We start from the raw sequence: 12,599 nt of genomic DNA on the forward strand, positions 1-12,599 counted from the left end.
GTACTGCACCGGGGACGGTGTGGGAGAGTAGGACACCGCCGGACATAAACATATAAGGGAAGAGGAGAAGAACCCACCCCCCAAAGGGTGACGGGACTTCTCCTCTTCCCATTTTCAATGCCCAAAATCTGGCCGCGTGCAGGAAAGGCGCGAGCCATTCGCGGCGTCGAATTGGGTGGGCTTACAGCTGGCGACGCGGAGCAGGCCGCCGAACGCGCACCCGTGGCCGAACGGCGTCCTGCCGCGGAGTGTGCGGACATCACTTGTTGATGCTCCGGACAGAGATCTCCATCGAGCATTGAGCGGCGGCGGTGAGGGGCCGGGACGCGAGCCCACCGCCACGGCGAAGTCCGGCCGTACAGGCCGAACCCGACGAGCGGCCTTACAAGCCGAGTCCACGAGCGACGCACCGGCCGTGGTGAGCCATTATCGGATGGCCTGGCGGGCCGGACGCGACCGCCGCGAGCGGCGGCGTGACCGGGACCGCCGTGCTCGACAGGGCGAGCGGAAAGACGCGGTTGCGGAGTGTGGCACGGGCCTCTGGAGCGCGTACGGCGCTGGCCGTCATGGTCGCCGCGCAGACGGTCATGGTCGCCGTCACGACCGCGGCGGATGAGGCGCCATGCTCCGGCGCTCAGGAGATGTGGTGCACCACATCGAAACGCTCCCGGCGTGGAGGCGAGCGGCGATCGTCGTACGCGCCGGGTATCAGGACCTGGTGGAGTCGCAGAGCTCCGCAGGGGGCGTCGGTGCGCGAAGAGCCGCCGGCCGCGGACGACTCACGGCCGACCGGCGGCGGAGATCGCGGTGGTCATTAGGCGAGGCCGTGGCGCGCTGATCGCACGAGTCCCGACTCTGCCGCCGGCGGTCGGTTCCCACGGCCGACAGATGCGCCTCCAGCGGCGAGATCCGCCACATCCGCCACTAAGGGAGGCCACATGAGGTGGCCCGGCCGAGTGGTGCGCGCCGCCGACCCCCGCAACGCGTTCTCCGACCGGCTCTCCGCAACGCGTTCTCCACCGCGGCCATCGCCAGACGTGCTGCTGGAGGTGGCCTGGGAGACGTTCGAGAACGCCGGCTGCTCGGGGCGATGTTAGAGCGGGAGACCGGCGCCGTACCGGGCCGGACCGCTCTCAGCCCGCCCGTGACCTTCTGCCCGGTCGTGAGAGCAGGGCGGCCCGGCGTAGAGCGCACAAGGGCTTCCTGGGCCTTGTCGCCGCCCCACAGGACGGTTCCCGGACGGCGACCGCGGCCTCTGCGTCAGTCCCCAGGCGTGCGGAGGGTGTCGATGGCCGTCCGGAGCTCGCCCACCCGCTGTTCGAGAGCGTTCATCGCCGTGGCCGCGTCCTCGTCCTTGGCCGCCCACCGGCTCAACGCGCCGACCTGATCCTCCACCGCCGTCAGCCGTTCGCTCAGCTCCGCCGCGAACTCTCCCGCCGGCGCCGCCGCGAACTGGGTCCGTAGCAGCTCCGACTGCTCCCGCAGCTGCTGGTTCTTCCGATGGAGCTCCACGAAGATCGAGACCTTCGTCCGCAGCACCCACGGGTCGAACGGCTTGGAGATGTAGTCCACCGCCCCCGCCGCGTAACCGCGGAACGCGTAGTCCGGCCCCGCGTCCACCGCGGTCAAGAAGATGATCGGGACCTCGCGCGTCTTGCGGCGGCGCTTGATGGCTCGGGCGATCTCGAAGCCGTCCATGCCCGGCATCACGATGTCCAGCAGGATCACCGCGAACTCGTTCGTCAGCAGCGCCCGGAGTGCCTCGTCCCCCGAACGGGCGCGGATCATGTTCTGGTCCAGGGAGCTGAGGATCGCCTCTAGAGCGACGAGGTTCTCGTCCCGGTCATCGACCAGAAGAATGTTCGCCTTCTCGGCCACGATCAACCCTCCATCACGTACGCGGCCGACTTAGCCACGCCCTCATGATGTCAAGAAGATGGTCCGCGTCGACAGGCTTGGGCACATAGTCGGACGCTCCGGACTCGATGCTCTTCTCCCGGTCCCCCTTCATCGCCTTGGCCGTCAGGGCGATGATCGGCAGGTCCGCGAACTGCGGCATCCGGCGTACGGCCTCGGTGGTGGCGTAGCCGTCGAGCTCCGGCATCATGACGTCCATGAGGACGAGATCGATGTCTTCGTTGCGGTCGAGGGTGTCGATCCCCTCCCGGCCGTTCTCCGCGTAGAGCACCTCGATGCCGTACTGCTCCAGCACACAGGTCAGCGCGAAGATGTTGCGCACGTCGTCGTCGACGATCAGGATCTTGCGGCCCGAGAGCACCTCGTCGTCGATCGGCTGTTCGAGCGGTGCCTCGGCCTCGGGCAGCTCCAGCGGCGCCGCCGGGAGCGGCGGCGGCTGCACGGCGGCCGGGGCGCGCTTCTCGCTGGGCGCGGCCAGGGCGGTGTCGACCGGGCCGTTGTAATTGATCGGCAGGTACAGCGTGAACGTGCTGCCGTCGCCCGGCCGGCTGGAGACGTGGATCTCTCCGCCGAGGAGCTGGGCGATGTCGCGGCTGATCGACAGGCCGAGCCCGGTGCCGCCGTAGCGGCGGCTGGTGGTGCCGTCGGCCTGCTGGAACGCCTCGAAGATCGAGCGCAGGTTGTGCTCGTCGATGCCGATGCCCGTGTCGGTGACCGCCAGGCCGATGACGTCAGGGTTCGCGGCCAGCGTCGGATCGACGTACGCCACGTCCACGGGGCGCCGCACGGTCAGGCGTACCTCGCCGGTGGAGGTGAACTTCACCGCGTTGGACAGCAGGTTGCGCAGCACCTGCTGCAGCCGCTGCTCGTCGGTGTAGAGCTCGTGCGGCAGGCCCGGCTCGGCGTAGACGTCGAAGGCGAGGCCCTTGTCCGCGGCCATGGGGCGGAACGTCGCGTCGACGTAGTCGACCAGCTCCGCGAGCGCGATGCGCTGCGGGTGCAGCTCCATCTTGCCCGCCTCGACCTTGGACAGATCGAGCATGTCATTGATCAGCCGCAGGAGGTCCGATCCCGACTCGTGGATCGTCTTGATCAGCTCGACCTGCTTGGGCGTGAGGTTCTTGTCCGGGTTGCCGGACAGGAGCTTGGCGAGCACCAGCAGGCTGTTGAGCGGCGTCCGCAGCTCGTGGGACATGTTGGTGAGGAACTCGGACTTGTAGCGCGAGGACTGCGCGAGCTGCTCGGCGCGCTCCTCCAGCGTGCGCCTGGCCTGCTCGATCTGGAAGTTCTGCATCTCGATCGCGCGGTTCTGCTTGGCGAGCAGCGCGGCCTTCTCCTCCAGCTCGGCGTTGGAGCGGCGCAGCTCGGCCTGCTGGCGCTGCAGCTCGCTGGAGCGGTCCTGCAGCTCGACGGTCAGCCGCTGCGACTCGGCCAGCAGAGCCTCCGTTCGGGAGTTGGCGGTGATCGTGTTGATCGTGACGCCGATGGTCTCCACGAACTGGTCGAAGAAGGCCAGGTGCACCTCGGAGAACGGGCTGAACGAGGCGAGCTCGATCGCGCCGAGCACGCGGTTCTCGAACAGGATCGGCAGCACGATCACGTTGGCCGGCGAGGCCTGGCCCAGGCCCGTGCCGATCGTGATGTAGCCGGTCGGCAGGTCGTCGACCAGGATCGGCTTGTGCTCGACGGCCGCCTGGCCGACGAGCCGGTCGCCGAAGCCGAACCGCACCTTGTCGATCTGGTCCTTGCCGACGCCGTACCCGGTCTTGAGCACGAGCTCGCGCTCGCCGTCGCTCTCCTCGGCGAGGTAGAACGCGCCGTACTGGGCGGAGGCGAGCGGGGTGACCTCGCTCATGATCAGCCGGGCGACCTCCATGAGGTCGCGGTGGCCCTGCATCAGGCCGGCGATGCGGGCGAGGTTGGTCTTGAGCCAGTCCTGCTGCTGGTTGGTGCGGGTGGTCTCGCGGAGGTTCGCGACCATGAGGTTGACGTTGTCGCCGAGCTCGGCGACCTCGCCGCGCGCCTCGACCGAGACCGCCTTGGTGAGGTCGCCGCGGGCGACCGAGCTGGCCACCGACGCGATCGCGCGCACCTGGCGGGTCAGGTTGCTGGCCAGCTCGTTGACGCTCTCGGTGAGCCGCTTCCAGGTGCCCGAAACGCCCTCGACCTCGGCCTGGCCGCCCAGGCGCCCCTCGCTGCCGACCTCGCGGGCCACCCGCGTGACCTCGCCGGCGAACGCGGACAGCTGGTCGACCATCGTGTTGATCGTCGTCTTGAGCTCCAGGATCTCGCCCTGGGCGTCGACGTCGATCTTCTTGGTGAGGTCGCCGTTGGCGACCGCGGTGGTCACCTGGGCGATGTTGCGGACCTGGGAGGTCAGGTTGTCCGCCATGGAGTTGACGTTGTCGGTGAGGTCCTTCCAGACCCCGCTGACGCCGCCGACCTTGGCGCGCCCGCCGAGGTTGCCCTCGGTGCCGACCTCGCGGGCGACGCGGGTCACCTCGTCGGCGAAGGCCGACAGCCGGTCGACCATGGTGTTGAGGGTGTCCTTGAGCTGCAGGATCTCGCCCTGCGCGTCCACGGTGATCTTCTTGGACAGGTCGCCGCCGGCCACCGCGGTCGCCACCTGGGCGATGCTGCGCACCTGGCCGGTGAGGTTGCCGGCCATGGAGTTGACGTTGTCGGTGAGGTCCTTCCAGACCCCGCTGACGCCGCCGACCTGCGCCTGGCCGCCCAGCCGGCCCTCGGTGCCCACCTCACGCGCCACGCGGGTGACCTCGTTCGCGAAGGCCGACAACTGGTCGACCATGGTGTTGAGGGTGTCCTTGAGCTGCAGGATCTCGCCCTGCGCGTCGACCGTGATCTTCTTGGACAGGTCGCCGTTGGCGACCGACGTGGCGACCTGGGCGATGTTACGGACCTGGCCGGTGAGGTTGCCGGCCATGGAGTTGACGTTGTCGGTGAGGTCCTTCCAGACCCCGCTGACGCCACTGACCTGCGCCTGGCCGCCCAGCCGGCCCTCGGTGCCCACCTCACGCGCCACGCGCGTCACCTCGTCGGCGAACGACGAGAGCTGGTCGACCATGGTGTTCACGGTCTCCTTGAGCTCCAGCAGCTCGCCGGTGGCCTCGACGGTCACCTTGCGGGTCAGGTCGCCGCGCGCCACCGCCGTGGTCACGAGCGCGATGTCGCGCACCTGGCCGGTCAGGCGGCTGGCCATCGCGTTGACCGCGCCCGTGACGTCGCGCCAGCGGCCCGACAGGTCCCGCGGCGTCGCCTGGCCGCCGAGGCGGCCCTCCGCGCCGACCTCGCGGGCCAGCTGCGTGACCTCGGCGGCGAACTCGTCCAGGTGCTCGACCATCCGGTTGACGCCGGTGCCCATGCGGAGGAGCTCGCCGCGCCACGGCCGGGTGCCGGTGTCCAGCTCGATGCGCTGGCTCAGGTCACCGTCGGCGACGGCGTCGGCCACCCGGGCCATCGCGGTCGCGGACTGGACCAGGGCGTCGATCAGCGCGTTGGCCGCGGCGTTCCCCGTGGCCCACGAGCCTTCGCCGCCCGCGCCGAGGCGCTCGTCGATCCGGCCTTCGTGACGAACCTCACGTTGGACGCGTACGAGTTCCCCGGTCAGATGGCCCGCACGTGCCTGGACCTCGTTGAAGACCGAGCCGATCTCCGCGATGACGTCGTCACCGGTGGTATCGAGCCTGGTCTCGAAATCGCCGTCGCGCAGGGCTCTGAGCGCGTCGAGTACCGGCCGCAGGTCGGTCTCGTCATACTGGGCGCTCACCGGCGCATGGGGAGTGCTCCGAGGCATTAACGTGCACCTCGCCTTCCATGCGTGGTGGTCGGGGATATGTACAGTCCACCCGGGGAATCTGCCACGATGGCAGCGTCGTGCATCCCCGAGACGAATCCAAGTGGCTGTGGAGAAGAACCCAAAGAGGTACGCGACCTTCCCGCCGGAGGTCGCATCAGTCGCGGCTGCACGGCGTTTTGTCGGGGATACGCTTCGTAGCTGGGGCGTCGACGAGGTGGACGACGCCATGCTACTCACCAGCGAACTGGTTACGAACGCAATCGTGCACGCGGGGACCGAGGTAGAGGTCGTGTGCGAGGCGCTCGGCGGTCAGGTGAGGGTCGAGGTGCACGACCGGCACCAGGCCCGCCGGATCCCCATCCCCGGCGATCAGGTCAGCGGCCGCGGCCTGCTGTTCCCCGAGACGCTCGCGATCTCCTGGGGCGTCACGTACGGGCAGGGCGACAAACAGGTGTGGTTCACCGTGCCCGGCACCGCGGGAGCGACGCAGGCGCCGTCGCCTCCGGCGTACGAGGAGATCATCACGATGCCGCGGTCGGCCCGGCCGACCGTCGACCAGCTCGCCCACCGCACCGCGCAGACCGCGCAGGACGCGCTGGGCGCCGACTGCGTCTACGTCCTGCTCACCGAGGACGACGCCGAACTCATCCTGAAGGCCACCTCCGGCGTACGGCCCGAGGGCGCCGCGCTGGAGTTCGGCCTGGAGGGCGCCCCGGTCGCCGGCAGGGGCGTGTACGCCGACCTGGGCGGCAGCCCGTACAACCTTCCCGCCCTGCGGGCCGCGGGCATCCGCTCGCTGGTCACCGCGCCGTTCGTCATCGACGGCCGGGGCATCGGGCTGCTGATCGCCGCCTCGCGGGACGCCGCGCACTTCACCGAGAGCGACGTCGAGCGGCTCCAGCAGGTCGCCGACCGCCAGGCGCCCTCGCTCGAACGCGCGCGCCTCATGGAGCTGGAGCGGGCCCGGCGCGGCTGGCTCGGCTTCCTCGCCGAGGCGAGCAGCCTGCTCGCCGGCACCCTCGACCAGCAGATGACCATGGCGCTGGTGGCCCAGCTGATCGTCCCGCGGCTGGCGACCTGGTGCGCGCTGTTCACCGTGCGCGACACCGACGTGGCGCTGCCCGCGTACGCCTGGCACGCCGACGAGACGATGGTGGCCGACCTGCGCACACTGCTCGGCATGCTGCCGCCGGCGCCGCCGCCCGACGAGCCCGGCCCCTGGGAGGGGTTCGCGCCGCGGCCCGGCGCGGCCATGCCCGCCACCGCGCACCGGGTGACCGGCGACGTCGCGCACGTCTTCCCTCTCCTGGCCCGCGGCCGGAGCATCGGCATGCTGGTCGTCGGCGGCCCGAAGGGCGCGCGGTTCACCCGCGACATGCTGGAGCTGACCGAGGACCTCGCCGGCCGCGCGGCGCTCGCGATCGACAACGCGCGGCTGTACGAGGAGCAGGCGGACATGAGCCGTACGCTCCAGCGCAGCCTGCTCCCCCCGGACATTCCGGTGATCCCGGGGCTCGACCTCGCCGTCGTGTACGAGCCGGCGGGGGAGAGCAGCGAGGTCGGCGGCGACTTCTACGACGTGTTCGGAGTGGGGTCGCGATGGAGGTTCGCGATCGGCGACGTGTGCGGCACCGGGCCCGAGGCCGCGTCGGTGACCGGCCTGGCCCGCCACACGCTGCGCATCCTCGGCCGGGAGAACTACTCGATCCCCGAGGTGCTCGAACGCCTCAACGCGCTGATCCTGGAGGAGGGGCCGCGGGCGCGGTTCCTGACGCTCCTGCACGGTGAGGTGGAGAAGCTCGAGAACGGCGGGGCCAGAGTGACGTACGCGACGGCGGGCCATCCGCCGCCGCTGTTCCTGAGCCCGGCGGGCGCGGTCGAGGGCGAGGACGAGTCCGACCTGATGCTCGGTGTCTTCACCGAGGCGAGCTTCGGGGTGCGCACGGTGACACTGAAGCCGGGGCACCTGCTGCTCGGCTTCACCGACGGGGTGACCGAGCGGCGCAACGGCGACCGGCTGCTCGGCGACGACCAAGGGCTCGAACGCGTCCTCGCGTCCTGCGCCGGGCTGGGCGCCGGGGCGGTGGCGGCGAAGGTCAGCCGGGCGGTGCGCGCCTTCTCGACCGAGCCGTCGCACGACGACATGGCGATGATCGTCCTGCGCATCGAGGAGTGACCTCACGCCTCGAACAAGCGGTCGGCGGGGGCGTCGATCACATCGAGGATCCGGCCGGTGAAGTAACCGGTGCCGAGCACGAGCACCCGCCGCCCGAATGCGGCGATCCGCGCGGGCGTGAGGCCGGCGGCGTCGACGGCCGCTCCCGTACGGGTGAAGCGCAGGCTCTCGCGGTCCGGCATCCGCACCGCGGTCACCGGCAGCCCGTCCAGCTCCGCCAGGACCCCCGGCACGTCCTTGTGGTCGGGCAGGCAGACCAGGACGTGGTCGATCCGGTCCCAGTGCCGGTACGCCTCGGTGAGCGCGGCGGCGGCCCCCGCCCGGCTGATCGCCGAGTCGACCAGGACCTCCGCGCCGGGGATCGTGTGCCACGACGTACGGCCCGGGAGCCGTACGGAGGCCAGGACCGCGTCCAGGCGGTCGCCGGCCGTACGGCCCATCCCCTCGAGCAGCCGGGCGGCGGCGACGCAGCCCAGCGCGGCGTTGCGCCGGCCGAGCCCGGAGGGCAGCGGGACGTCCGGGAGGCCGGTGACCACCTCGGTCGCCGCGATCACCGCCGCGACGTCGGGCGTCTGGGGGAGGGAGACGATCGAGTGCGTCGCCGCGGTGGCCACGCCGGCCTTCTCCGCGGCGATCTCCGCGGGAGTGTCGCCGAGGACGCCGAGGTGCTCGCCGAACACCTCGGTGATCGCGACCACCGAGGGCGGGAACAGGCTCACCTCGTCGGAGGCGCCCCCCATGCCCGCCTCCAGCACGACGGCCCCGGCCCCGACGTCACGCGCGTGCAGCATCCCGGCCAGCGTGAACAGCCCGCTCGGCGAGAGGTAGCCGTCCCGGTCTCGCGGCGGAGGCCCGGCCGCCGCGCGCAGCCGCGCGCCGAGCGCGGCCAGCTCGTCCGCCGAGACGACGGCCCCGTCGACCCGGATCCGCTCGGTGTCGGAGCGCAGGGCGGGGCTGGTGACCGTCACCACCCGGCACCCGGCCGCGGCGATCCACGCGGAGGCGTACGTCGCGGCCGTGCCCTTGCCCTTGGAACCGACGACCGTGAGCACGGGGACGCCCGGCCCGGTCGTCCCGAGGGCCTGGGCGAGCCGGCCCGCGCGCCGCAGACTCCGGCGCTCGCCCGGCCGGCGCTGGAGCCACTCCTCGTAGAAGGCGGCGATCATCCACGTCCTCCCAGGTCGGCACGTGCGGCTGCCCGACGATAGCCGGAGCGCGGCGGGGGCCGACGGCGGGAGGCCCGGTCGCCAGTAGGCTGCTGAACGTGACTGGGACCAGCTATGAGGAGGCCGTCTCCGGCATCAGGGCGCGCGGGGTCGAGTGGGACATCGACCCGACGCTGGACCGGATCCGGGACCTGGCCGACATTCTCGGGTCGCCGCAGCGCGCGTACCCGGTGATCCACGTCACGGGGACCAACGGCAAGTCGAGCACCGCCCGGATGATCGACGCCCTGCTGCGCGAGCGCGGGTTGCGGGTCGGGCTCTACACCAGCCCCGAGCTGAACACCATGCGCGAGCGGATCGCCGTCGACGGCCGTCCGGTGAGCGCCGAGCGCTTCGCCGAGCTGTACGACGACGTCCTGCCGTTCGCGCAGATGATCGACGCCAAGCACGAGGTGAAGGTCTCCTTCTTCGAGATGCTGACCGCGATGGCGTTCAGCGCGTTCGCGGACGCGCCCGTCGACGTCGCCGTCATCGAGGTCGGCATGGGCGGCACGTGGGACGCGACCAACGTGGCCGACGGGTCCGTGGCGGTGGTGACGCCGATCGGGCTCGACCACACGCCCATGCTCGGCGACTCCATCGCGGAGATCGCGACGGAGAAGGCCGGGATCATCAAGCCCGGCGCCGTGGCCATCCTCGCCCAGCAGCCCGTCGAGGCCGCCGAGGTCCTGGTGCGCCGGGCCACGGAGGTGGGCGCGGTCATCGCGCGCGAGGGCCTGGAGTTCGGTGTGCTCCAGCGCGAGCTGGCCGTCGGCGGGCAGCAGGTGCGCCTGCAGGGCCTGCACGGGGTGTACGACGACGTGTTCCTGCCGATGTTCGGCGACTACCAGGCCGACAACGCGGTGTGCGCGCTCGCGGCGGTGGAGGCCTTCGCGAGCGGGCGGTCCACCGCGGCGGCCGAGCCGGGCGAGGAGGCGCTGCAGTTCGCCCCCGACCAGCTCGACCCGAGCCTCGTACGCGCGGCGTTCGTGAACGCGGAGTCGCCGGGACGCCTCGAGGTCGTACGGACCGGGCCGACCGTGCTGGTCGACGCCGCGCACAACCCGGCCGGCATGGCGGCCACCGTCGGCGCGCTGACCGAGGAGTTCGGCTTCACACGCCTGATCGGGATCCTCGCCGTGATGGCCGACAAGGACGTCACCGGGCTGCTCGAGGAGCTCGAACCCGTGGTCGACGAGCTGATCGTCACCCGCAACTCCTCGCCGCGCTCGATGGCCGCGCACGACCTGGCGGCCGTGGCGCAGGACGTGTTCGGCGAGGACCGGGTGCACCTGGTGCCCCGGCTGGACGACGCGATCGACAAGGGGATCGGCCTGGCCGACGAGGTCGGCGAGTTCGCGGGCGCCGGCGTGTTGATCACCGGTTCGGTGGCGACCGCGGGCGACGCCCGGCTGCTCATGAGGGCGCCGGAATGATCGAGATGATCGGCGCGCGCCCGGAGTGCCGCGTCGCGAAGGCGGTTCGAGCGTGAAGAGACTGTGTGCCGTCGTCCTCACTCTGCAGGCGGTGGTGACCGCTCTGTCGATTCCGGTGGCGATCTCCGTGACGCACACGGACGCCACGACGGCCGGGTTCACGGGCGGCGCCCTCGCCGTTCTCGGGGTGATCATCGCAGGTCTGCTGCGGTACCGGTGGGCGTACATCGCCGGGAGTGTTTTGCAGATTCTTGTAATTGCTACCGGTTTTATGGTTACTGCGATGTTTATCCTCGGAATCATATTTGCGGCACTCTGGGCGACGGCAATTTGGCTCGGACGGCGCGTGGAAGGCGCCCCGGCGCGATAATGTCGCGTTGACCTTTACGCGTTCCTCGCTGACAGAAAGCAATGTTCTATTAAAAATAGGACATTTCCTTATTGGGGGTTTTCTCGAGTGGCGAGGGTCTTGACTCCGGGAGGCCGTCCCGATGCTCAATCTCCCCGAAAGACGTGATCTGGCCGGGCTCTCCGTCCTGCTGCTCGTCCTCGTCACGGCGGTGCCCGCGGCGGTGCTCGTCCTCCCCAACACGGCGTCCTACGTCGTGCCGTTGGCCACCCGCGACCTCGGGCTGTCCGGCGGCGGGGCGGCCGGTTTCGTACGGGCCGCGGGGCTCGCGCTGCCCGCCCTGCTGCTCGTCACGCCGCTGGCCGCCGTGCCGGTCCGCCGGCCGACCGCGTGGGTCGTCCTGTTCGCGGGCCTGGCGCTCATGCTCGCGGCCCAGGCGTCGGCGGCCTACGTCACCTCCGTGCCCCTCACCGGGCTCGTGCGGGCGGCCCAGGGAGCCGGCGCGGGCGCGGTGCTGCCGGCGGCCCTCCGGCTCGCCTGGGAGCGGCCCGAGCGCCGCCTCGCGGCGGGCGTGTGGGCGGCGGCGCTCGTGGCCGCCCTCGTGCTCGCCACGCCCGCGGCCCTCATCGCCACGCCCGCCCCGTACTCCGTGGACGCCGGGGCGTGGCGGGAGATCCTGCACCCGTACTGGTGGCTGGTCGCGACCGCCCTCGTCGGCACGGGCCTGCTCGCCCTGCTGCGCCGGCACGCCGCTCCCGAGGCCGGCGAACGGGTCGCGACCCGGGGCGAGCGCGCGCTGTTGCTGCTGCCCGTCGTCCCCTCCGCGGGGTTCGCCCTTCTCGCCGTCGCCACCGGCTACGACTGGTCGCCCGGGGGTCAACTGATCCTGGCCGCGTGCGCGGTCACGGGCCTGCTCGGCCTGGCGCTGGCGGGCTCGCGCGGCGCGGCCATGGGGAGCCCGCTCGGGTACGCCGTCGTCATGATCGCCGCGGGGTTGCTCACCATGCCGGTGACCGGGCCGCTGGCCGGTCTGCTGGGCGGGCGCGGCATGCCGTTCGGGCCGTTCGCGGCCGGTGCGGCGTGTGCCGCGCTGGCCGTGCTGACCGCGACGGCGTCGGCGCGCGCCGCCGGCCGCGGGGCGGTGATCTGCGGATACGGGCTGGCGGTCGCCGCGCTCGTGGCGTTCCTGGCGATGGGGATCGGCGCCGACCGGTGGGAGCTGTCCGGCGCACTGGGCGCGCTCGGCACGGGCGTCGGCCTGGCCGTGGGCACCGCGCTGCGGGCCGCCGAGCCGGGTCCGGGCCTGTTCGGCCTGACCCTCTGCGTCCCCGCCGTGCTGGGCGGGCACCTCGTCGTCGGGCCGCTCCAGGTCGCCAAGGTGGACGCGGCCGTACGGGCGGGCGGAGGCACGGCGGAGGCGCTGCGGGCGCTGACCGAGGCGTACCGCCTGTGGCTCGCCGGAGCCTGTTCCATCGCGGTGGTCCTGGCCTTCGCGACCCTCTGGGCGAGCCGGGGGCACCGGCACCGCGTCACCGGCCCGGCGGCGGCCCCGGACACGAGCGAGGCCCCCGTAAGGGCCGGGTAGGATCGCAGCCACGCGGGGGCCGGTCAGCGCGCCGACGCGAGCCGCCATCGCCGCGGATCCAGGTCGGCACCGGGCACCTGCGCCCTCGCCGCCCTGCGCCAACGATCCACCCCT

At 71.7% G+C, this 12,599-nt stretch carries 7 protein-coding genes; 4 read left to right on the forward strand and 3 right to left on the reverse strand.

Going from position 1 to position 12,599, the window contains the following annotated elements:
• Nucleotides 1-1,260 precede the first annotated feature (1,260 nt).
• Nucleotides 1,261-1,878, reverse strand: coding sequence for a response regulator (locus tag QWU11_RS36735; protein ID WP_290119131.1), 618 nt, complete (start codon nt 1,876-1,878; stop codon nt 1,261-1,263).
• Between the two features lie 13 nt (nt 1,879-1,891).
• The gene (locus tag QWU11_RS36740; RefSeq protein WP_290119132.1) at nt 1,892-5,731 is read right to left on the reverse strand and encodes a HAMP domain-containing protein; all 3,840 of its coding nucleotides are present in this window, start codon (nt 5,729-5,731) and stop codon (nt 1,892-1,894) included.
• A 109-nt stretch (nt 5,732-5,840) separates the two neighbouring features.
• Between QWU11_RS36740 and QWU11_RS36745 the strand changes: the two genes are divergently transcribed.
• Entirely contained in the window at nt 5,841-7,910 is a 2,070-nt protein-coding gene (locus QWU11_RS36745; RefSeq protein ID WP_354670931.1) for a SpoIIE family protein phosphatase, read from the forward strand.
• 2 nt (nt 7,911-7,912) lie between these two features.
• Here QWU11_RS36745 and QWU11_RS36750 read toward each other — a convergent pair whose 3' ends face one another.
• Nucleotides 7,913-9,076, reverse strand: coding sequence for a hypothetical protein (locus QWU11_RS36750; protein ID WP_290119134.1), 1,164 nt, complete (start codon nt 9,074-9,076; stop codon nt 7,913-7,915).
• A 98-nt stretch (nt 9,077-9,174) separates the two neighbouring features.
• On the opposite strand from QWU11_RS36750, the gene QWU11_RS36755 reads away from it, so the two are divergent.
• The 3 genes from QWU11_RS36755 to QWU11_RS36765 all read left to right on the forward strand — a co-directional run bounded on the left by QWU11_RS36755 (nt 9,175) and on the right by QWU11_RS36765 (nt 12,485).
• Nucleotides 9,175-10,551: a folylpolyglutamate synthase/dihydrofolate synthase family protein gene (locus QWU11_RS36755; RefSeq protein ID WP_290119135.1), complete on the forward strand. Its 1,377-nt coding sequence runs from the start codon at nt 9,175-9,177 to the stop codon at nt 10,549-10,551.
• A 52-nt stretch (nt 10,552-10,603) separates the two neighbouring features.
• Nucleotides 10,604-10,921: a DUF4233 domain-containing protein gene (locus tag QWU11_RS36760; protein WP_290119136.1), complete on the forward strand. Its 318-nt coding sequence runs from the start codon at nt 10,604-10,606 to the stop codon at nt 10,919-10,921.
• A 121-nt stretch (nt 10,922-11,042) separates the two neighbouring features.
• Nucleotides 11,043-12,485, forward strand: a complete 1,443-nt coding sequence (locus tag QWU11_RS36765) for a hypothetical protein (protein ID WP_290119137.1) — start codon at nt 11,043-11,045, stop codon at nt 12,483-12,485.
• Nucleotides 12,486-12,599: the final 114 nt, after the last annotated feature.

The organism is Actinomadura sp. DC4 (genome assembly GCF_030406325.1).
In the GTDB taxonomy this organism is placed as follows: domain Bacteria; phylum Actinomycetota; class Actinomycetes; order Streptosporangiales; family Streptosporangiaceae; genus Actinoallomurus.

Excerpts from the sequence above, each read along its gene's own strand:
- QWU11_RS36740 (WP_290119132.1), bottom strand. The coding sequence starts at position 5,731 with ATGCCTCGGAGCACTCCCCATGCGCCGGTGAGCGCCCAGTATGACGAG.
- QWU11_RS36750 (WP_290119134.1), bottom strand. The coding sequence starts at position 9,076 with ATGATCGCCGCCTTCTACGAGGAGTGGCTCCAGCGCCGGCCGGGCGAG.
- QWU11_RS36765 (WP_290119137.1), top strand. The coding sequence starts at position 11,043 with ATGCTCAATCTCCCCGAAAGACGTGATCTGGCCGGGCTCTCCGTCCTG.